Below are 19,753 nucleotides of genomic sequence, written 5' to 3' on the forward strand. Positions count from 1 at the left end.
TCGGCGACTACGTCCGCCCCCGCCTCGAACTCATCCACTTCGAGGCCGACCCCGAACAGGGAATCCTCGGCATCGCAAACCACTCCGACAACGTCGAGTTCTCCCTCACCCTCCAGTTCTGAAAAGCGAAAAGGCCCCGGTCCTGCGACCGGGGCCTCGGCACTGGAAAGAGTGCGGTCAGGGCTTTTCGGGCGGCTCGCCCTTCGGCACGCCGCCGGTCGCGAAATGCCAGGGCGGCACTTCGCGGATGATGACCCGGACCGCCTCGCGCGGGGCGCCGAGGGACGAGGTGATGGCGCTCGTCACTTCCTCGACCATGCGCTTCTTGGCTTCGAAGCTGCGGCCTTCGATCAAGGTGACTTCGACGATCGGCATGGGCGCTCTCCTCAGGCGACGACGTGGAAGGATAATGTGCCGAGCGACTGGAAACTGGTCTGCAGATATTCGCCCGGGGTCAGGGGATGGGCGGCGGTGGCGCCGCCCGCCAGCACGATGTCGCCGGGCTCCAGCCGCTCGCCGGCGCGGGCCACCAGGCGGGCCGCCGCGACCAGCGAGCGGACCGGATGGCCGAGGATGGCGGCGGTCGAGCCGATCTGTACCGGCCGGCCGTTCACTTCCATCAGGATGCCGAGATTGCCGACCTCGGTCGACGGCTTCGCCCAGGAACCGACATAGAAGCCGGAGGAAGACGAATTGTCGGCGACGACGTCGGGCAGGGAGAATTTGAAGTCGCGGTAGCGGCTGTCGATGATCTCCAGCGCCGGGGCGATAGCCTCGACCGCGAGGAGGGCTTCGGCGGCACTCACCTCGCCTTCCAGCGGCTTGCCGATGAGATAGGCGATCTCCGGCTCGACCCGGGGGTGGACGTAACGGGCGCGGATCAGGTCGCCGCCCTCGGTCAGGCGCATGGCGTCGGTGAGACGACCCCACACCACCTCGGAGACGCCCACCTGCTGCATCTTGGCGCGCGAGGTGAGACCCATCTTGTAGCCCGCCCGGCGCTCGCCGCGCAGGCGCCGGCGGGCGACCGACAGGGCCTGGATGGCATAGGCGTCGTCGACCGTCAGCTCCGGCAGGCTGTCGGTCAACTGCGGGATCTCGGCGGCGGTGCGGGCCGCCTCGTCGACGATCTGGGCGAGCCCGGCGAGGGAGGTCATCTGGCTTCTCCGAACGCGATTGCTGGTGGAAACGAGTCTGAGATGGGGATGCTGCCCGGCCTCTTGTCCGGTCATGCGGCCCCGCTCAGGCGAAGGCGGCCCGGACTGCGCCGAGGCCTTCGATGCGGACGTCGAAGACGTCGCCCGGGGCGACCCCGACCATGGGGCCCAGGGCGCCCGAGAGCACCGTGTCGCCGGCCCGCATCGGGTGGCCCGCCCGGGCCATCACCTGGGCGAGCCACAGCGTCGCATTGAGCGGCGAGCCGAGGCAGGCGGCACCGGCACCGACCGAGACCGGCTCGCCCGCCTTCTCCATCACCATGCCGCACAGGCGCGGGTCGAAATCGCCGAGCCGCACCGGCCGGGAGCCGAGGACATAGAGGCCGGACGAGGCATTGTCGGCGATCGTGTCGGTGATGCGGATGTCCCAGTTCGCCACCCGGCTGCCGACGATCTCGATCGCCGGCACGGCGAAGTCGATGGCCCGGAACAGGTCGGCCATGGTGAGTTGCTCGCCGTCGAGGTCGCGGCCCAGGACGAAGGCGATCTCGGCTTCGACCTTGGGCTGCAGGACGTCACCGACCGCGATGTCCAGCGCTTCGGGCCGGGCCATGTCGGCGAACAGCATGCCATAGTCCGGCTGGCCGACGCCGAGCTGGCGCTGCACGGCGAGCGAGGTCAGCCCGATCTTGCGCCCGACCAGGCGCCGGCCGGCCGCCAGCGCCCGTTCGGTATTGACCTGCTGCACGGCATAGGCGGCGGCGACGTCGCCGGGCGCCAGCAAGTCGCGGATCGGGCCCGTCGGCGTGCCGCTGACGGCGGCGGCGTGGAGGCGATCGGCGGCTTCGCGGATCGCCTCGGCGGAACTGGTCATGACAGGCTTCCCAGGCTCACAGCTTGACGCAGACGTTGGTCATCTCGGTATAGAATTCGAGCGAATGGACGCCGCCCTCGCGCCCGATGCCCGACGCCTTGGCGCCGCCGAAGGCGGTGCGCAGGTCGCGCAGGAACCAGGAATTCACCCAGCAGATGCCGACGTCGAGCCGCGACGCGACCCGATGCGCCCGCGACAGATTCTCGGTCCACACCGCGGCGGCGAGGCCGTAGGGCGTGCCGTTGGCGAGGCGGATCGCCTCCGCCTCGGTGTCGAAGGGGCGGATGTGGCAGCAGGGCCCGAAGATCTCCTCGGTGACGCAGGCGGCGTCGTCGGAAAGCCCGGTCCAGATGGTCGGCTCGATCCAGGAACCGCCGGCGAGTTCGGCCGGCATCGCGGGCACGCCGCCACCGGTCACCACCGTGGCGCCTTCCTCGACCGCCTTGCGGTAGTAGGAGAGCACCTTGCCCTGGTGTTCCTTCGAGATGAGCGGGCCGAGGCCGGTCGCCGGGTCTTCCGGCCGGCCGAGCCGCAGGGCTTCGGCGCCCTGCTTCAGGCGGGCGACGAAGGTCTCGAACAGCGGGCGCTCGACATAGACCCGCTCGGTGCCGAGGCAGACCTGGCCGCAGTTCGAGAAGACCGAGCGCATGGTGCCCTCGATCGCCTTGTCGAGATCGCAATCGGCAAAAACCAGGGCCGGATTCTTGCCGCCCAGCTCGAAGGAAACCGGGCGGATACCATGGGCCGCCTGCTTCATGATCGCCTCGCCGGTGCGGGTCTCGCCGGTGAAGGTGATGCCGTTGACCAGCGGATGCCGGGTCAGGAATTCGCCGGCGGAATCGGGGCCGAAGCCGTGCACGACATTGTAGACACCCCGGGGCACGCCGACCTTGTTCATCACCTCACCGAGCAGGGTGGCGGTCAGCGGCGTTTCCTCCGAGGGCTTGACCACCACGGTATTGCCGAGCGCCAGCGCCGGCCCGACCTTCCAGGTCATCAGGAGAAGCGGCAGGTTCCAGGGGCTGATCACCGCGATCACACCGCGCGGCCGCCGCAGGGCATAGTTGAGGGCGCCGGCGCCGTCCGGCGTCGGCATCGGGAAACATTCGGTCGCCACGGTCTTGGCGACGTCGGTGAACATCTTGAAGTTCGCGGCACCGCGCGGAATGTCGACATGGGAGGCGAGCGACATGGGCTTGCCCGTGTCGAGGCATTCGGCCTCCAGGAAATCGTCGAAGCGGCGGTTGATCTCGTCCGCCACGGCGCCCAGCAGGTCGGTCCGCTCGGTCACGCTCATGCTGCCCCAGGGGCCGTCGAGCGCCGCCCGCGCCGCCTTCACGGCCGCGTCGACCTCGGCCTCGCCGCCTTCGGGCACGGTACCGATCGCGCTGCCGTCGACCGGGCAGAGGTTCTGCCAGCTCTTACCCGTCGTACCGGTGGTGAAGGCGCCGTCGATGAAATGGGCGGCATCGCGCCGTGCCGTGGACTGGGCGAGCGGACGGCGTTCATGAGGCGAATGGACATTCATACGACTGACTCCTGGCGGATGAAGGGGCGCCGGTGCGTGCCACCCCCGTGATCGTGATATTCCCGTGATCCCGGTATTCCCATGATCCCTGCGTTTCTCAGGGGGTGACCGTGGCGAGGCCGGCCGCGGCGCAGGCGCGGTCGTCGTCTTCCGACCCGCCCGAGACGCCGATCGCGCCGATCACTCGCCCCTGGACGACGCAGGGCATGCCGCCGCCGAACAATATCACCCCCGGCCGCAGCGCGATCCCTTCACGCAACACCTCGCGCTGCGACAGAGCTTCGCACAGACTGTCCGTCGAGAGGCCGAAGGTGGCGGCGGTCCAGGCCTTGTCGCGGGCGATGTCGAGGGAGGCGGTGAAGGCGCCGTCGGCCCTGATCAGGGCGAGCAGGTGCCCGCCCGCATCGACCACGGCAGCGACCACGGCGACGCCGCGGCCGGCACCGCAGGCGACAGCGGCCTCGGCGGCCCTGACGGCCGCCGGGGAGGTGAGCGTGGCGATCGTGCGCGAGATCTGCATCGTCTCCGCCCGCTGCTCAGGTCACGACGCTGAGGAAGGCGTCGTTCATCGCGCGTTCGTAATAGAAGATGCCCTTGCCGACCTGGGTCTCGTCCCAGGTGCGGGTCGGATTGTCCGGGTAATAGGTGTAACCGCCGGAGAACACTTCGTTGCGGTTGCCCGAGGGATCGAAGAAATAGATGGTCTGGCCGCGGGTGATGCCGTGCCGGGTCGGTCCGATGTCGACCGAGATGTCGTAGCGGGTCATGATGTCCGCGGCGTTGCCGACGTCCATCCAGGTCTCCAGCTCGAAGGCCGCGTGATGGAACTTGCCGGGTTCGGGGTGCTTCACGAAGGCGATGTCGTGCGCCTTCATGCCGGCGGTCAGCCAGATCGCCAGCAGGCCGTCGGGCAGGTCGACCCGCTCGGTGCAGCGGAAATCCAGCGCCTTCTCGAAGAAGTCGAGGGTTTCCTCGATATGCGGGCCGTAGAGCAGGGCGTGGTCGAAACGGCGGGCGCGCATGCCGTGGGGTTCCAGCACCCAGACGTCGGGATTGTGCGAGGCGGGCCGCGGGTCGGACTGGTCGGCCTGGGCATAGAGCTCGATCCGATGGCCCGACGCCAGAGTCCAGCCGATGCGACGGCCGATGCCCGGCTGCTCGCCCGCCGCCACATGGTCGACCGGGTAGCCATAGTCGGCGACGCGCTTTTCGAAGCGGTCGAGGTCGGCGTCTTCGCGAACCTTGAACGCCATCAGGTCGAAGCCGGCGGTATCCGCGCGGCGCAGCACCACGCTGTGGTGGTCGAATTCGTCCGCCGCCTTCAGATAGACGCGGCCGTCCGCCCCTTCGGTCACCTGATGCAGGCCGATCCGCTTGGTGTAGTGCTCGATCGCCGCGGGCATGTCGAGCACGCGCAACTGGATGAATCCCGGCCTGAGAACGCCTGTATGAGCCATGTCATTTCCTCCGGAGACTTTGCCGGCCTAACGGCCTTTCGCTTTACCGACCCTGGCCGTCTCGAGCTTCAGGGTCAGGTCGGACAGCGCGTAGATCGCGCAAGAGAGGACGATCCCGGCGGCCTGATCCTCTGCCGAGACGTGTTCGCGGCTCATCGGCGAGAGCCGATAGTCGCCTTCGAGGACACGGGCGCGGCAGATGCCGCAGCCACCCCGCCGGCAGCCTACCGGCAACTTGCACGGCAGTCCGGTCAGCCGGCCGAAGCCCTGAGCCCGCTCGAGGGCGACCAGGACGCGCTCCTCGGTCGTCGCACTGGCCACGCCATGCCCCTCGACCGTGATCGTCACCCGCCGGGGGCCCGGCGCGCTCACCACCGCAACGGCGGGAATGTCACTTCTCGTCGGCGCGGCGGCCTCGGCGTCGTCTGCCATCGCTGCTCTTCCGTTTCCTGGGGCGTGCCGGCTGTTCCGGTCATCGTCTTTGCATCGCTTATGCCCCCGGGCCGGCAGGGTGTCAATTTATTTTCGAGATTTTAGGAATTACCGGATTAAACGAATTTGGCAGAGATCTTGCGCTTAAGGCGCAGTTGAGATTATTCTCGTGTTTGTTGGAATTATTCATAATTGCATCGGCGATTCGGCCGGTGCGAAAGGATCCCGGGAATGGACAAGAGAGTGACCGATGTCGATTGGCACCAGTCCAAAGTGGTCGGCGCCCGCAGCCTGGTCGAGGCTGCGTATGAACTGATCCGGCACGACGTCCTGAACGGCGACCTGCGGCCGGGCATGAAGCTGCGGTTCGAGATGCTGCGCGAGCGCTACAACGTCGGCGCCTCGACGCTGCGCGAGGCCCTGACCCGGCTGGTCGGCGAGGCCCTGGTGACCTCCGAGGAACAGCGCGGCTTCCGCGTGGCGGACGTCTCGCTCGACGATTTCACCGACTTGACCGCGGCCCGCAAGATGATCGAGGTCGAAGCCCTGCGCCAATCGATCATGCTCGGCACCGATGCCTGGGAAGGGGCCCTGGTCGGCTCCTTCCACCGCCTCACCAAGGTGGAGGAACGGCTCGCCGACGGGGAAGAGGACCTGCGCGACGAATTCGAGGAGCGCAACCGGGATTTCCACTTCACCCTGATCGCGGCCTGCCCGTCGCGCTGGCTGAAATATATGCACGGCATCCTGTTCCATCAGGCCGAGCGCTACCGGCGCATCGCGCTGGCGAGCCGGATCGAACCGCGCGACGTCCATGCCGAGCACAAGGCGGTGCTCGATGCCGTCCTGGCCCGCGACATCGATCTCGCCTGCCGGCTCGAGGCCGAGCATATCGATCGCACGCTCGAGCACCTGCGCCGCACCTTCGCTGCCAAGAAGTAAGGCGTGGACAGACGAATTCGTCATTCTCGATAATGTCGAAAATATTGCCGGCCCTGCCCTAACAGCCTATGCTGCCGGCCACGCGACCGGGCCGGCGGCCCCCGCCGGTCGGCATGGGAGGCCGGCATGAGCCAGAACGATCCGGAAATCGGGGTGCGCCTGCGCACCGGCGACTTCGAGAGCAATGTGCACGACCGCGGTACCGGAGCCCCGGTGATGCTGATTCACGGCTCCGGCCCCGGGGTTTCGGCCTGGGCCAATTGGCGCGGGGTGATCCCGGCGCTGGCCGAACGGTTCCGGGTCGTCGCCCCCGACATGGTCGGCTTCGGCTTCACCGACCGGCCCGCCGGCACGGCCTACGGCCGCCCCGTATGGGTCCGCCAAGCGCTCGACCTCATGGACGCGCTCGGCCTCGACAAGGTCGACCTGTTGGGCAATTCCTTCGGCGGCGCCATCGCCCTCGCCCTCGCCATCGGCCATCCCGACCGGATCGGCCGGCTGGTCCTGATGGGCAGTGTCGGCCTGTCCTTTCCGATTTCCGACGGGCTCGACCGGGTCTGGGGCTATCAGCCGTCGCTCGCCGAAATGCGCGCCATGCTCGACATTTTCGCCTTCGACCGCGGCCTCGTGACCGACGAACTGGCCGAACTCCGCTACCGCGCCTCGATCCGTCCCGGCTTCCAGGAGAGTTTCTCGGCCATGTTCCCGGCCCCGCGCCAGGCTCATGTCGACGCCCTGGCGAGCGCCGAGGCCGACATCAGGGCCTTGCCGCACGAGACCCTGATCATCCACGGCCGCGACGATCGCGTGATCCCCCTCGACGTCTCGCTCCGCCTGGCGGCCCTGATCGACCACTCTCAGCTCCATGTCTTCGGCCGCTGCGGTCACTGGACACAGATCGAGCACGCCACCCGCTTCAACCGCCTGGTCGGCGACTTCATCGCCGAAGGGCACTGACCGCCGACCTCGGATTGCCGTCCTTGTGAGACGCCCCGCCGCCCACCCGGGCGGCGGGGCGTTTCTCGTCGTACCGGCGCCATCCCCGGAATGGCCGATCCACGCGGCACGGCCGTTTCTCGAAAATCGTCGATGCCGCACCGCTAAGGCGTCGAACGAACAGCTGAAATTGCCGTTTAGAACTATACGAACTTCGATGTATGGTGTTTCTTCCGCTATTAATCATTTTCTCGAAATTTTCGTTGACATCAGACGACCCCCCGCGGATAACCGAAAGCACAAAGATGGGGGCGGCCGAGCGACCCCCGCGCAGCTGGGAGGCGAAGGCGGTGGCCAGTTCTACCCCGACAGGTAATCCGTCTGATTACACAGGCGACCCGATGCAGGCATTCGTCCGCATCGTCGGGGTGCGGCTCGGCCGCTTCATCGAATTCGAGTTCCTCCTCGGGGACGGCGATCTGGCGATCGAACTGATCCTGCCGACCAAGGCCTTCGAGGAATTCTGCCGCGACCATTCGGCCAAGGTCCTGATGCCGGACACCGAGACGACCGCCGAGGTCGAGCGGATGGCCTGGCGTGCAGGGCACCCCGGTCTGCTGCAGCGGACCTCGCGCGACGAGGCCGGCTGAACGGCGAGATTTTCCAAAGACAACCGGAGCCGGCAAACGGTTTCACAGGAGGAACGCGGTGAGTATTCAGATCAAGACCATCGACCTCGAGCCGAAGCGGCAGACCTTCGGTCATGTCGCCCGCCGTCTCGGCGCCGACAAGGCGGCGACGCGCTACCAGGAAGGTACCTTCGACCTCCAGGCGACCGACAATTTCCACTACAAGCCGCTGTGGGAGCCGGAATACTGGCACTACGACACGCGCAAGACCGCGGTCGTGATGAGCGACTGGTACAAGCCGCTCGATCCCCGGCAATATTATTACGGCACCTATAATGTCGCACGCGCCAATGCCAACCAGGCGGTCGAGCGCAATTTCGACTTCGTCGAGGAACGCGATCTCCTGACCAAGGTCGATGAAGCGACCAGGCAGCGCATCGTCCACGGCCTGCTGCCGATCCGCCATCTCCACTGGGGCTCCAACATGAACATGACGGAGATCTGCCAGCGGGGCTATGGCACCGCCATCACGGCGCCCTGCATCTTCTCGGCCGGCGACCATCTCGGCATGGCCCAGATCGTCAGCCGGATCGGCCTGCTGATCGACGGCCAGACCGGCACCTCGCTCGACACCGCCAAGGACGTCTGGCTGAACGACCCCGCCTGGCAGGGCGCACGGCGCCTGATCGAGGACAGCTTCGTCGAACACGACTGGTTCCGGCTCTTCGTCGCCCAGACCCTGGCGGTGAACGGCGTGCTGCTCGACCTCGTCTACAAGCGGGCCGAAGCCGCCTGGGGCGCCGCCGCGGTCACCATCGCCATGCTGACCGAATTCGTCGCCGATTGGCGCGCCGAAGAGAGCAAGTGGTCCGACCATGTGATCAAGACGGTGGCGGCCGAGAGCGATGCCAACAAGGCGCTGGTCTCCGACTGGGCCCAGCACTGGATCGCGCGGGCGGAAGCGGCCGCCAAGCCCCTCGCCACCCTTCTCCTCGGCGACGAGACCGCGGCGACCGCCGCTGCCGACGCCACCCGCACGGCAACCTGGTGGTCTATGTCCACTGGGAGGAACACCTCTCGTTCTGCGCCGCCCTCGCCTTCCCGCTGCCGCCGGCCATGCCGTTCGGCACGCTGGTGTCGGACGTGGTGGCGCCCGCCTATGCCGCCCATCCCGACGCCGCCAAGATCGACTGGGCGAAGGTCGAATGGATGATCGACGGCGAGAAGCGGACGCCGGACTTCGGCGCCTCGCTCGAAGCCAACCGCATCGGGCACAAGAGCCTGATCCGCTTCTGGACCCCCGGCCTCGAGGGCTGGAAGGGTTCGGCGAGCTGACGGGCGGGAGCAGATCATGGGGCACGAGCTGACGATCGAGCCGCTGGGCGAGACCATCGAGGTTGCGGACGGCCAGACCATCCTGGACGCCTGCCTGCGGGCCGGCATCTGGCTGCCCCATGCCTGCGGCCACGGCCTGTGCGGGACCTGCAAGGTCGACGTGGTCGATGGCGAGATCGACCATGGTGCCGCCTCGTCCTTCGCGCTGATGGATTTCGAGCGCGCCGACGGCAAGTGCCTCGCCTGCACCGCCCTGCTGCTCGACGACGTCACCATCGAGGCCGAGATCGACGAGGACCCGGACCAGCGCCGCATCGCTGTCCGGGACAACGGCGACATGCTGCTCGGCCTGCTGACCGACGCCCAGCTCCTCGATGCCGAACGGCATCGCCGCTGGGCCGCGGCCCTGGTGAAGATGGCGCTGGAAACCGAAGGCAACCGCGACGTGCTGGCCGGCTGGCTGGCCAAGTGGGTGCCGCTCGGCGAGGCCGCGATCGACGCCTATTGCACCCATCTGCCGGATGCGCGCGACACGGCGGCCCTCGCCCGCGCCGCCGCCGCCGACTTCCGCACCAACATCGGCCTCTAGGACCGGCGCCGGTGTCGATGACCTACCATATGACGATCGACGGCGGCGGCGGCTTCGACGTCGCCGCCGACGAGGATTGCCTGCTCCGGGGTGCTTTGCGCGCCGGGGTGGGCTTCCCCCATGACTGCAGCGTCGGCGGCTGCGGCAACTGCCGTTTCGACCTCGTCGCCGGCGAGATGGAAACCCTGTGGGAACAGGCCCCGGGCCTTTCCGAGCGTGATCGCAAGCGTGGCAAGCGCCTGGCCTGCCAGAGCCGCCCGCTCGGCGACTGCACGATCAAGCTGCGCCCGGCCGCGGAATATCTCCCCGTCGTCCCGGCGCGGCGCCTGGAGGCCGTGCTCGAGAGACGCCGGGCGATCACTGCCGAGATCGCGGAATTCACCTTCTCGACCGCCGAGCCGGCGCGCTTCGTCGCCGGGCAATACGGCTTGGTCCGCCCGCCGGGCGCCGAGGGCTTTCGCGCCTATTCGATGTCCAACCTGCCGAACGAGCAGGGCGAATGGCGCTTCGTGATCCGTCGCGTGCCGGGCGGCCGGGGTAGCAACGCGATGTTCGATCGCCTGGCGCCCGGCGACCGGATCGTGCTCGACGGCCCCTATGGCCATGCCCATCACCGGGCCGAGGCGCCGCGCGACGTCGTCTGCATCGCGGGCGGTTCGGGCATCGGGCCGATCGTCTCGATCGCCCGGGCCGCACTCGGGACGCCGGGGCGGCGGCTCTTCGTCTTCGAAGGCGCGCGAACCCGGGCCGACCTCTGCTTCCCTTCCCTGCTCGGCGACGAGATGGCGGCGGTCGAGCATTATACGCCCGTGCTCTCGGCCGAGCCCGAGGACAGCGACTGGGCGGGTGCCCGGGGCTTCGTCCACGAACAGGTCGCCCAGGCCCTGGCCGACCGCGTCGACGCCTGCGAATTCTATTTCGCCGGGCCGCCGCCGATGGTCGAGGCGGTGCAGGACCTCTTGGTCATGCGCTGGACCGTGCCGATCGAGCGGATCCACTTCGACCGCTTCTTCTGAGCCGGGAAGTTCACCGGTCGCGGAAGTCGGCGCGAGGCGGTAGCGTGATCACGAAGGTCATGCTGACCGCTGGGCACGCTGCTGACGTGGACGGCCCAGAAAGCGAACACCCCCGAGAGCCCTGCTCCGGGGGTGTTGGTCCCAGCGGCTGCGGGAGCTGGCAGCTGCTGGGAGAGGCATTCCCTTATGGTGCCCGGGTGACCCTCGACCGGGCCGCACAAGCGCTCATCGAGAAGTCGCTTGAACTAGCCCCCGATGCCGGTCCGCGTGAGCCGGGAAATTCCGGCGTCATCCGGCGGCCGGCTGGCCGGGAGGATCGGGCGGCGGATGCTCACCCGCGACGCCCCCGGACCTGGTCGACCAACGCGCGCCGCCGCGCAGGCCGCAGAGCTTTGGCTTAATCACGCCCCGCAGCATCTCCTTGTCCAGCGACAGGTCCGCCACGATCCGCTCGAGCTTGGCGTTCTCTTCCTCGAGCTGCGTCAGCCGCTTCATCTCGGAAGGCATCAAACCGCCGCACTGCTTGCCCCCATTGCAGTAGGCCGCCTCGCTGATCCCTGCCGCCTTTCAGCAGACCTCGGGGACCGCTGCTCACTGAACCGCGACTTCTTCTTGGAAAATCCTCCGCCCGGCCGGGACGGCTAAACTAGAATTTTCCAGCTCAGCTCGGTCCAGCTTTCAGGAGACAGATCATCGGGCCCAGGCGAACCGGCATTTCGCCGAGCATCCGGCGAGGGGCTCAATCTTGCCACACCATGACGAAGGATCACGACATGCATACGTTCGCGCTCGAAAAGGCATTCACCCTATTGGAGCCCGGCCCTGTCATCCTGGTGACAACAAACGACGGCCACAAGAACAATATCATGACCATTACGTGGACAATGGTCATGGGGTTTTCCGCGAACTTCGCGATTACGACAGGAGCTTGGAACCATTCGTATTCCGCCTTGAAATCATCGCGGGAATGCGTGATCTCGATCCCGGCCGTCGACATGCTCGACACCGCCGTCGGCATCGGAACCTGTTCCGGAAGGGACACGGACAAGTTCGAGAAATTCGGACTTACCGCCTTGCCCGGAAGGCACGTTCGGGCCCCGCTCATCAAGGAATGCCTGGCCAATATCGAATGCCGGGTCACCGATATCATCGAGCGGCACAGCATCGTGGTGCTTGAAGGGGTCGCGGCCTATTACGACGATGCGCGCAAAGAAAAACGCATGCTGCATGCCGTCGGCGACGGCACCTTCATCGTGGACGGCCGCCGGTTCGACCGCAGGGAGATGATGCGCTCGAAACTCCCCCCGGGGGTTTGACTTGGCCGGGGTGGCGGGTTTCGGCCGCGATCTCGTCGGCATCCCGCTCACGCCGGGCGACGGGCACGGCGACGTTCAGAGAACGACCGGCTCGCCCGAGGTCACGGTGCAGTCGACCGCTTGGCCCGGAGCGAGGCCGGGGCTGCCGAGGCCGATCGCCTCGATCATGACGCCACCGACATCGACGGTCAGGCGGCTGGTGCTGCCGGTGTCGACGGCGGCGGCGAGGCGGCAGCCGCTCCAGGTCGGGGCCGGCCGGCTGCCCGCGGGGCCCACCGCGACCTGCTCGGGACGGAGCAGCAGACGGGCGGTGGCGGTGGGCTGCCGGCGGCTCCGGGCGGTGACCTGCGCTCCCGCCACCTCGAAGACCGGGGACTCGTCGTCGCCGCCGACGCGGCGTCCCTCGACGATCGTGCCGTTGCCGAGGAAAGTGGCGACGAATTCGGTTGCCGGCCAGCGATAGAGTTCGCCCGGAGGGCCGAACTGCTCGAGCTTGCCGCCATGCATCACCGCGATGCGGTCGGCCATGGTGAAGGCCTCCTCCTGGTCGTGGGTGACCAGAAGCGCTGTGACGTGAAGGCTGCGCAGGAGACGCGCCAGTTCCTCCTGCAGGCGGCCCCGGATCTGACGGTCGAGGGCGCCGAGCGGCTCGTCGAGCAGCAGGACGCCGGGATGCACGGCGAGCGCCCGGGCCGTCGCCACGCGCTGGCGCTGGCCGCCGGACAATTGGGCGACGGCCCGGTCGGCCAGGGCGGCGAGGCCGACGATCTCCAGCATTTCGAGGGCACGGGCCTTGGCCTCCGCCTTCGCCATGCCGCGGACGCGGAGCCCGAAGCCGACGTTCTCGAGGACCGAGAGATGGGGGAAGAGGGCATAGTCCTGGAACACGGTCGCCGCGTCGATCTTTTCGGGCGGCAGGCCCACGATGGAACGCCCGGCGATCCGGATGTCGCCTGCATCGGCCGCGATCCTGCCGCCGACCATGCCGAGCAGCGTGGTCTTGCCCGAGCCCGACGGGCCCAGGATAGCGACGATCTCGCCCGGTTCCACGGTCAGGCTGACCTCGTCCACGGCGCGGAAACGACCATAGGACTTGGAGACCCGGTCAATATCCAGGGCGTGGCCCTTCGGTGCGGCGATCTCGGTCATTTCGGGCCTCGAAGCAAACGGGTGAGGAGCGGCAGGACGGCGAGCGCGGCGACGGCGACCACGGCGGTGGAGAGGGCGGCATAGGCCAGCACCGTGGGCGGCAGGCCGTTTCGCTGCAGCGAATAGATCAGCATGGGCAGGCTGTTCACGCCGCGTCCGGTGAAGAAGGCGATGGCCCATTCGTTGAACGACAGCAGGAAGGCGAGCAGCGCGCCCGAGCGGATGCCGGGCCAGAGAATGGGCAGGGTGACCAGGCGAAGCGTGGTGAAAGGCCCGGCGCCGAGGTCGCGCGCCGCGGCATCGAGCACCGGATTATAGCGATAGAGCGGCGCCATCACCATGAGCGTGACGAAAGGCGTTGCATAGATGACATGGCCCAGGATCACGGTGCCGAAGCCGAGCGGCAGGCCGGCCTCGACGAAAGTGACCTGAAGCCCGGCCGCCAGCACCAGCACGGGCACCACCAGCGGCAGGAAGCCGAGGCCGGCCAGTAACCGTTTGAAGGGCACAGCGGCGCGGACGACGAAGAAGGCGAACATGGTGCCGATCACGGTCGCCAGCACCATCACCGCCGCCGCGATGCCGACCGAGGCGAGCAGGGAATCGCCAATCCGCCCGTCGGCCATCAACTTCTCGTACCAGCCGATGGTGAAGCCGGTCAGGGGAAAGGCATAGAAGGGCGACGGGTTGAAGCTGAACAGGGTGAAGGTCGCGATCGGCAGCAGGGAATAGACCAGCATCAGGCCGGTCACCGCCGCCGGGAACCAGTGGAACTCCCGCCTCATCGCGCCGCCCCGGCCCGCATGGCGATGCCGACCCGGCCCGACAGCCGGGCGAGCCCCGCCGTCGCCAGGGCGAGGGCGAGGATGGCGATGCCGCCGGCAACGATCAGCACGACCGTCAGGGTGCTGCCCATGGGCCAGTCCAGGGCGTGGAAGAACTGGTCGCGGATTTCGGTCGCGGCCAACCGGCCCGAGGTGCCGCCCAGGATTTCGGGCTCCAGCACGGTCGAGATCGTGGGCACGAAGACGAGAATCGCGCCAGTCCAGATGCCGGGGGAAGCGAGCGGCAGCACGATCCGCCAGAACACGGTGGCCGGCCCGGCGCCGAGATCGCGCCCGGCCGCGAGATAATGGTCGTCGATCATCTTCATCGCCAGGAAGACGGTGAAGAGCATGAAGGGAAAGGCGTTGTAGGTCATGGCGACGATCACCGCCGGACGGCCGTAGAGCAGCGACATGATCGGCTCGTCGATCGCACCGACCGCCTGCAACACCGTGTTCACGAGGCCGCTCCGCCCCAAGATGCCGCGCCAGGCGACGGTGCGGATCAGCGGGCCGACGAGGAAGGTGACGGCGACCAGGGCCAGGACCGCCGCCTGCAGCCGGGCCGAGGCGACGCATTTGGCGAGGTAATAGGCCGCCGGCACGGCGATCGCGATCGAGAGGAGGACCACGGTCAGCGCGGTGCCGATGGTGCGCAACAGCACCACCGGCCGGTCCGAGCCTTCGGCGAAGATCACCCGGTAATTCTCGAGCGAGGGAAAGCCACCCTCGCCCGAGAAGGACATCAGCACGAGGCCGACCAGCGGCAGAATGAAGAAGCAACCGATCATCAGCAGCCAGGGTGCGCCGGACAGCCAGGATCGCCAGGTCTCGTTCATCGCGTCTCCATCCTCCGCCGGCGGCCGTCAGGCGTTCAGGACTTTGTCCCAAGCCTTTTGATAGAGGTCCGGATGGGTCGGCGAGGTCCACCAAGCCGCCTTGCCCAGGAAGCTATCGTAATCGTCGAGGCCCAGGGTCTTCACCAGGTCCTTGTCCATGGCGGCGATCGCAGCGGTCGAGGTCGTCAGATAGCCGATATTCTTGCCGAGGACGGCACCATAGGTATCGCCGATCAGATAGTCCATGAAGGCGAGCGTGGCTTCCTCGACCTCGCCGGCAGCCTCCTTGGTCATGAAGGCGGCGTCGTACCAGGCGAGTTCGCCCTGCTTCGGATGGGCCCAGCGCACGTCGATGCCATACTGCTTGATGTCGAGCAGCATCTTCCAGCCCCAGCAGAGGGTGACCTCGCCCGTCGCCATCAGGTTCTTCAGGTCGCCGATGTCGTTCCAGTAGGAGCGCACCAGGGGCTTCTGCTTGATCAGCACCTTGGTGACCTCGTCGAGCTCCTTCTCGCCCATGGCGAAGGGCTTCTCGATGCCGAGGTAGAGGGCGGTCGCCACCAGACTTTCGAACAGACCACTCGGCATCGCGATCTGGCCCTTGTACTTGGGATCGAACAGGGCGCCGATGTCGTCGATCTCGGTCTTCACCGCGCCGAAATTATAGACGATCGAATCCGTGCCCCAGGCATAGGGAACGCCATAGGGCTTGCCGTCGAAGGAGAGCCCGCCGGCGGTCTTGAAGTTGGGGATCAGCTTGGCCCAGGACGGGATCTTGGCGAGATCGATCGGCTTCAGGACGCCTTCGCCGAAGGTGATCTCGGAATGGTAGGAGCCGTCGGTCATGACATGGACCCCGGCGCCGCCGGCGCGCAGCTTGGTGACCAGTTCGGAAGGGTCGGCGAAGAGCTCGGCGCCCACTTCGGTGCCGCTCGCCTTCTGGAACGGCGCCAGCATGTCGGGCTGGGCATAGTCGGCATTGGTGCCCCAGACGATCTTGGACGCCTTGGCGAAAGCCGGCCGGCCGAGCGTGCCGACCGCGAGGCCGGCGGCCCCGGCGAGGGCCGCGCTCTTCAGGAATTCACGACGCGATCGGGCCCAGGGGCCCGAGGCGGAAGTCGGATGCAGATTCCGTTTCATGTCTTACTCCCCAGTTGGATCAGGCCCAAGTCTCGATTCCAGGCGTTCCTCCCGCCGTCGCGGCTCATGCGCTGCGGGCCGCTTTCAATGCTGCCCGTCGCGCGGCGGTGGCTTCGGCATCGACCGTCAGTTCTTCGCGCATTCGTCCGGCGACGAAGGCGATGCCATAGATCTCTTCCGCCCGCTCCGGCGTTTCCCAACGCTCCAGCACATCGCGCAGCACGCGGGCGGGATCGCGGTCGAGCGGGTCGCCATAACCGCCGCCCGAACAGTCGAACCCGCGGATGCTCTCGCCCGGCTGGAGCGTGATGTTGGTCGCGGGCGGCAACGGCACTTCGCTGCCGTCGGCCCTGACGTGCCAGGCGACTGCCCGCGTTCCGTCCCGGCCGCCGCGCACGCCCTTGGGCGGCGTCACCTGACCGTCGCAGGGGAAGATCACCGTCATCGGCTGGTCGATCGGGCCATAGGCGACATCGCCCCCGGGCGCGCCGCGGAAGCGCCCCGCCCCGCCCGAGCCCGGCACGAGACGGACATGGTGGAAGCGCATCGGGTGCTTCAACTCGTCGATCTCGACCGAATCCCGATAGGTCAGGCCGCTGCCGTCCGGCAGTTCGTAGGTCACCCAACCGTCGGCGCGCGAACTCGCCGGGCCGCCGTTGTTGGCAATGATGAGCTGGTTCACGTAATCGCTGCCGTCGCGCGGGTCGCGGCCCGAAATCACCGCCATGCCCGGCCCCATGCCGATGCCGCCCTCGGCGACGCCATGGCCTTCGCCCAGGCTCGCCATGGCGGCACCGACGCAATTGACCAGGCGGTCGGCGACATTGGTGGTCGCAACCGAGCAGGAATGCGGGAAGGACGGCCGTCCGATCACTTTGCCGTCGCCGAGCAGCATTTTCACCCGCCGGAAAGTGCCGGCGTTCTTTGGAATGTCGGGCGGCAGGGAATTGAAGATGCCGGTCAGCACGGCCGAGATCGTGCAGGCCTCCGAGACGTTGAGGCCGCAATCGACATTGTCGATATTGTCGCGCAGGTCGACGGTGATCAGCGCCGCCTCGGGGTCGATCACCATGTCGACCTTGATCGGGATGCCGTGCGGGATCACGCCCTCGATCGGATCATGGGCGCCGTGGTTGATCACATGGGCCGCCGGCATCTGGCGCAGGGCATGGATCATGCGCTGTTCCGAATAGTTCAGCCAGTCGGCGACGAAGCTCTTCACCACCTCTTTGCCGTATTTGGCGCAGAGTTCCTTGAGCCGCCGTTCGGCGATGCGGGCGGCGCCGAGGCCGGCCAGGAAATCGCCGTGCCACTGGGCGGGGGCGCGGATGCGGGCCTCGCACATGCGGACGATGTCCTGGTTCATCTCGTAGGCCCGCTGGATGCGGACCGCCGGGAAGATCAACGCGCCTTCCTCGTAGATGTCCTTTGCCGTGACGTGATAGGTGGTCGGCAGGGAATTGCCGATGTCGGCCTGATGGGCCTTGGCGACGGCGGTGAAGAGATGCTCGCCCTCGACGAAGACCGGCACCAGGAAGGTGTGGTCGGCCGGATGGGTGTTGCCGCTGAAGGGATCATTGTGCAGGAAGGCGTCGCCTTCGGCGATGTCGTCGTGCAGGCGGCACATGGTCGCCGTCTGCAGGCTGGCGCCGAAGGAATGGATCGGCAGGCCGTCGGCGCAGGCCAGCAACTGGTTGTCGGCGGTACAGATGCCGCAGGAGAAATCGCGCGCCGAATTGATCACCGCCGAGCGGGCGGCGCGCAGCAGCGTGTTGGTCATCTCGCGCACGATGCCGTCGATGCGGTTCGAGATGACGGCGGTCAGGATCGGGTCGATCGCGGGCTTGGTGTCGCTCATGGCCTCTCTCCGGTCACAGGCAGGACAGCAGGTAATTGCCGGTCGGGCTGACCGTGGCCGCCGTGCCGGGATAGACGACCAGGGTGGTGGTCGCCTCCTCGACGATCGCCGGCCCTTCGATCCGATGGCCGGGGGCGAGGTCGGCGCCGCGATGGATCGGCGTCTCGACGGCACCCTCGCCGAAGAAACAGCGCCGCATCGCGGCGACCGGCGCCGGGCCGGCCGCGGGCGCCAGCCGGCGGCGGCCGGCCTCGGTCGGCAGGGCGACGCGGAGCCTGGCCTTCCAGTTGATGAATTCGACCGGACTGCCGGGATCGCGCACGGCGAAGACCCGTTCGTGCACCCGATGGAAGGCCTCGACCAGGTCCGACAGGTCACCGGCCGACAGGGGGCGAACGTCGGCGATCGGCGTGTCGAGCTGCCAGACCTGGCCGAGATAGCGGGCCTCGGCGATGAAGGCGATTTCCGCCCGCGTCGCCGCCTCGGGGCCCAAAGTGGCAAGGAAAGCGCGCAGCCGGCCAGCGAGATCGTCCAGCACGGACGTCACCCGCGCGGTCTCGAAGGCGGCGGAGGAGGTGATCAGGGTCGCCGTCTCTTCCTTCACGATGTCGGCGAACTGCATCCCGGCGGCCGAGAGGGCGGAAGCCGCCTTGGGCAGGATGACCTTCTCGCAGCCCAGCTCGCGGGCGATCGGCATGATGTTGATGCCGGCGGCGCCGCCCCCGGCGACGATCGTGCTCTCGCGCGGGTTCACGCCTTCGGCGATGGTGATTTCGTGGATCGCCTTGATCATCAGCTCGTTGGCGATCGAGATCATGCCCCAGGCGGTCTCCTCGATGCCGCGGCCCATGCGCTGCGCCAGCGGCGCGATCGCCGCGCGGGCGGCGGCGACGTCCAGGGTCATGCGTCCGCCGAGGAAGGCTTCCGGATTGAAATAGCCGAGCACGCAGGCGGCATCGGAAATCGTCGGTTCCGTCCCGCCGCGGCCGTAGCAGGCGGGGCCGGGTTCCGAGCCCGCGCTCTGCGGGCCGACGCGGAGCATCCCGCCGTCGTCGAGCCAGCCGATCGAGCCGCCCCCGGCCCCGATCGAGCGGATGTCGACCGAGGAAATGCCGAGCAGATGGCCGGTCCAGGTCGGCCCCAGCCAGGTGTCGCGGCTGTAGGTCAGTTCGCCGTCGCGCACCAGGCCGACGTCGAAGGTGGTCCCGCCGGTATCGCAGACGATGGCATTGTCGCCCAGGCCCTCGAGCGCGCTGTAGGTGGCGGCGGCGACGGGCGCCATGGCGGGACCGGATTTCACCGTGTGGATCGGCGCGGCGATCAATTCCTCGATCAGCATGACGCCGCCGACCGTGGTCGAGACCAGGATGTCGTTCTCGTAACCGCTGGCGCGCAGGTCCTGTTCGAGGCCGCGCAGGTGCTCCTGCATCAAGGGCTTCAGCGAGGCATCGATCGCGGTGGCCGAGGCGCGGCGATATTCGCGCACCACCGGCAGCAGCCGGTGGGACAGGGTATAGGGCACGCCCGGCAGCAGTTCGTCGAGCAGTTCGCCCATGTGGATTTCGTTCGCCGCATTGGCGATCGACCACAGGAAGCAGACCGCGACCGCCTCATAGCCGCCGGCCGCCAGTTCCGCGATCACCCGGCGCGCATCGGCCTCGTCCAGGGGCATGGGGCGGCGGCCGGCGGCCAGCGTCCGTTCGCTCACCTCGAAGGTGTGACGCCGGGGGAT

The 19,753-nt window shown here is 67.8% G+C and carries 20 protein-coding genes and 3 pseudogenes; 9 read left to right on the forward strand and 14 right to left on the reverse strand.

Translation table 11 applies throughout. The annotated features are described in order from the left end of the window. Positions 1-177 precede the first annotated feature (177 nt). The 7 genes from WC493_RS15650 to WC493_RS15680 form a co-directional block, all read right to left on the reverse strand. A complete protein-coding gene (locus WC493_RS15650; protein ID WP_373066466.1) occupies positions 178-375 on the reverse strand; it encodes a 2-hydroxymuconate tautomerase in 198 nt (65 codons plus the stop codon). 11 nt (positions 376-386) lie between these two features. Further along, positions 387-1,157 carry a 2-keto-4-pentenoate hydratase gene (locus WC493_RS15655; RefSeq protein ID WP_373066467.1) on the reverse strand — a complete coding sequence of 257 codons (771 nt, stop codon included), beginning with the start codon at positions 1,155-1,157 and terminating at the stop codon, positions 387-389. An 85-nt stretch (positions 1,158-1,242) separates the two neighbouring features. Next, positions 1,243-2,031, reverse strand: a complete 789-nt coding sequence (locus WC493_RS15660) for a 2-keto-4-pentenoate hydratase (protein WP_373066468.1) — start codon at positions 2,029-2,031, stop codon at positions 1,243-1,245. Between the two features lie 16 nt (positions 2,032-2,047). After that, positions 2,048-3,559, reverse strand: a complete 1,512-nt coding sequence (locus WC493_RS15665; protein ID WP_373066469.1) for a 2-hydroxymuconic semialdehyde dehydrogenase — start codon at positions 3,557-3,559, stop codon at positions 2,048-2,050. Between the two features lie 97 nt (positions 3,560-3,656). Beyond that, entirely contained in the window at positions 3,657-4,079 is a 423-nt protein-coding gene (locus tag WC493_RS15670) for a heme-binding protein (protein WP_373066470.1), read from the reverse strand. Positions 4,080-4,095: 16 nt separating this feature from the next. Then, positions 4,096-5,016 (reverse strand): catechol 2,3-dioxygenase, encoded by a 921-nt coding sequence (locus WC493_RS15675; protein ID WP_373066471.1) that lies wholly within the window; start codon positions 5,014-5,016, stop codon positions 4,096-4,098. 27 nt (positions 5,017-5,043) lie between these two features. Then, positions 5,044-5,448, reverse strand: a complete 405-nt coding sequence (locus WC493_RS15680; RefSeq protein ID WP_373066472.1) for a 2Fe-2S iron-sulfur cluster-binding protein — start codon at positions 5,446-5,448, stop codon at positions 5,044-5,046. A 231-nt stretch (positions 5,449-5,679) separates the two neighbouring features. Here WC493_RS15680 and WC493_RS15685 point away from each other — a divergent pair, with 231 nt between their 5' ends. The 8 genes and pseudogenes from WC493_RS15685 (at position 5,680) to WC493_RS15720 (ending at position 10,895) form a co-directional block, all read left to right on the forward strand. Beyond that, the gene (locus WC493_RS15685; RefSeq protein WP_373066473.1) at positions 5,680-6,390 is read left to right on the forward strand and encodes a GntR family transcriptional regulator; all 711 of its coding nucleotides are present in this window, start codon (positions 5,680-5,682) and stop codon (positions 6,388-6,390) included. 126 nt (positions 6,391-6,516) lie between these two features. Continuing rightward, entirely contained in the window at positions 6,517-7,347 is an 831-nt protein-coding gene (locus WC493_RS15690; RefSeq protein WP_373066474.1) for an alpha/beta fold hydrolase, read from the forward strand. 380 nt (positions 7,348-7,727) lie between these two features. After that, entirely contained in the window at positions 7,728-7,976 is a 249-nt protein-coding gene (locus WC493_RS15695; protein ID WP_373066475.1) for a phenol hydroxylase subunit, read from the forward strand. A 58-nt stretch (positions 7,977-8,034) separates the two neighbouring features. Then, a pseudogene (locus WC493_RS15700) lies at positions 8,035-8,844 on the forward strand (phenol hydroxylase); the annotation flags it as partial. A gap of 158 nt (positions 8,845-9,002) precedes the next feature. Then, positions 9,003-9,107, forward strand: a pseudogene (locus WC493_RS15705) (phenol hydroxylase subunit P4); the annotation flags it as partial. Positions 9,108-9,164: 57 nt separating this feature from the next. Next, on the forward strand, positions 9,165-9,290 hold the full coding sequence (locus WC493_RS15710) for a hypothetical protein (RefSeq protein WP_373066485.1): 126 nt from the start codon (positions 9,165-9,167) through the stop codon (positions 9,288-9,290). Positions 9,291-9,306: 16 nt separating this feature from the next. Beyond that, complete coding sequence (locus WC493_RS15715) at positions 9,307-9,879, forward strand: 2Fe-2S iron-sulfur cluster-binding protein (protein WP_373066476.1); 573 nt, start codon at positions 9,307-9,309, stop codon at positions 9,877-9,879. 17 nt (positions 9,880-9,896) lie between these two features. Beyond that, positions 9,897-10,895 carry an FAD-binding oxidoreductase gene (locus tag WC493_RS15720; protein WP_373066484.1) on the forward strand — a complete coding sequence of 333 codons (999 nt, stop codon included), beginning with the start codon at positions 9,897-9,899 and terminating at the stop codon, positions 10,893-10,895. 346 nt (positions 10,896-11,241) lie between these two features. On the opposite strand, the pseudogene WC493_RS15725 reads toward WC493_RS15720, so the two are convergent. Continuing rightward, positions 11,242-11,462, reverse strand: a pseudogene (locus tag WC493_RS15725) (IS3 family transposase); the annotation flags it as partial. Positions 11,463-11,668: 206 nt separating this feature from the next. Here WC493_RS15725 and WC493_RS15730 point away from each other — a divergent pair. Then, entirely contained in the window at positions 11,669-12,211 is a 543-nt protein-coding gene (locus WC493_RS15730) for a flavin reductase family protein (protein WP_373066477.1), read from the forward strand. Between the two features lie 75 nt (positions 12,212-12,286). On the opposite strand, the gene WC493_RS15735 is transcribed toward WC493_RS15730, so the two are convergent. The 6 genes from WC493_RS15735 to WC493_RS15760 form a co-directional block, all read right to left on the reverse strand. Beyond that, positions 12,287-13,360 (reverse strand): ABC transporter ATP-binding protein, encoded by a 1,074-nt coding sequence (locus WC493_RS15735; protein ID WP_373066478.1) that lies wholly within the window; start codon positions 13,358-13,360, stop codon positions 12,287-12,289. Beyond that, on the reverse strand, positions 13,357-14,145 hold the full coding sequence (locus tag WC493_RS15740) for an ABC transporter permease (protein WP_373066479.1): 789 nt from the start codon (positions 14,143-14,145) through the stop codon (positions 13,357-13,359). The genes WC493_RS15735 and WC493_RS15740 overlap by 4 nt, the downstream gene beginning before the upstream one ends. Further along, the gene (locus WC493_RS15745) at positions 14,142-15,023 is read right to left on the reverse strand and encodes an ABC transporter permease (protein WP_373066480.1); all 882 of its coding nucleotides are present in this window, start codon (positions 15,021-15,023) and stop codon (positions 14,142-14,144) included. Before WC493_RS15745 ends, WC493_RS15740 begins: the two co-directional genes overlap by 4 nt. 27 nt (positions 15,024-15,050) lie before the next feature. Then, entirely contained in the window at positions 15,051-16,163 is a 1,113-nt protein-coding gene (locus WC493_RS15750; protein WP_373066481.1) for a PotD/PotF family extracellular solute-binding protein, read from the reverse strand. Positions 16,164-16,227: 64 nt separating this feature from the next. Next, on the reverse strand, positions 16,228-18,021 hold the full coding sequence (locus WC493_RS15755; protein WP_373066482.1) for a hydantoinase B/oxoprolinase family protein: 1,794 nt from the start codon (positions 18,019-18,021) through the stop codon (positions 16,228-16,230). A 13-nt stretch (positions 18,022-18,034) separates the two neighbouring features. Next, the coding region (locus WC493_RS15760) for a hydantoinase/oxoprolinase family protein (protein WP_373066483.1) at positions 18,035-19,753 on the reverse strand (1,719 nt) is incomplete at its 5' end.

Source organism: Zavarzinia sp., assembly GCF_041650655.1.
Classification (GTDB): Bacteria; Pseudomonadota; Alphaproteobacteria; order Zavarziniales; family Zavarziniaceae; genus Zavarzinia.

Coding starts and splice junctions, on each gene's coding strand:
- WC493_RS15650 (WP_373066466.1), bottom strand. CDS start 375: ATGCCGATCGTCGAAGTCACCTTGATCGAAGGCCGCAGCTTCGAAGCC.
- WC493_RS15655 (WP_373066467.1), bottom strand. CDS start 1,157: ATGACCTCCCTCGCCGGGCTCGCCCAGATCGTCGACGAGGCGGCCCGC.
- WC493_RS15660 (WP_373066468.1), bottom strand. CDS start 2,031: ATGACCAGTTCCGCCGAGGCGATCCGCGAAGCCGCCGATCGCCTCCAC.
- WC493_RS15665 (WP_373066469.1), bottom strand. CDS start 3,559: ATGAATGTCCATTCGCCTCATGAACGCCGTCCGCTCGCCCAGTCCACG.
- WC493_RS15670 (WP_373066470.1), bottom strand. CDS start 4,079: ATGCAGATCTCGCGCACGATCGCCACGCTCACCTCCCCGGCGGCCGTC.
- WC493_RS15675 (WP_373066471.1), bottom strand. CDS start 5,016: ATGGCTCATACAGGCGTTCTCAGGCCGGGATTCATCCAGTTGCGCGTG.
- WC493_RS15680 (WP_373066472.1), bottom strand. CDS start 5,448: ATGGCAGACGACGCCGAGGCCGCCGCGCCGACGAGAAGTGACATTCCC.
- WC493_RS15685 (WP_373066473.1), top strand. CDS start 5,680: ATGGACAAGAGAGTGACCGATGTCGATTGGCACCAGTCCAAAGTGGTC.
- WC493_RS15690 (WP_373066474.1), top strand. CDS start 6,517: ATGAGCCAGAACGATCCGGAAATCGGGGTGCGCCTGCGCACCGGCGAC.
- WC493_RS15695 (WP_373066475.1), top strand. CDS start 7,728: ATGCAGGCATTCGTCCGCATCGTCGGGGTGCGGCTCGGCCGCTTCATC.
- WC493_RS15710 (WP_373066485.1), top strand. CDS start 9,165: ATGATCGACGGCGAGAAGCGGACGCCGGACTTCGGCGCCTCGCTCGAA.
- WC493_RS15715 (WP_373066476.1), top strand. CDS start 9,307: ATGGGGCACGAGCTGACGATCGAGCCGCTGGGCGAGACCATCGAGGTT.
- WC493_RS15720 (WP_373066484.1), top strand. CDS start 9,897: ATGACCTACCATATGACGATCGACGGCGGCGGCGGCTTCGACGTCGCC.
- WC493_RS15730 (WP_373066477.1), top strand. CDS start 11,669: ATGCATACGTTCGCGCTCGAAAAGGCATTCACCCTATTGGAGCCCGGC.
- WC493_RS15735 (WP_373066478.1), bottom strand. CDS start 13,360: ATGACCGAGATCGCCGCACCGAAGGGCCACGCCCTGGATATTGACCGG.
- WC493_RS15740 (WP_373066479.1), bottom strand. CDS start 14,145: ATGAGGCGGGAGTTCCACTGGTTCCCGGCGGCGGTGACCGGCCTGATG.
- WC493_RS15745 (WP_373066480.1), bottom strand. CDS start 15,023: ATGAACGAGACCTGGCGATCCTGGCTGTCCGGCGCACCCTGGCTGCTG.
- WC493_RS15750 (WP_373066481.1), bottom strand. CDS start 16,163: ATGAAACGGAATCTGCATCCGACTTCCGCCTCGGGCCCCTGGGCCCGA.
- WC493_RS15755 (WP_373066482.1), bottom strand. CDS start 18,021: ATGAGCGACACCAAGCCCGCGATCGACCCGATCCTGACCGCCGTCATC.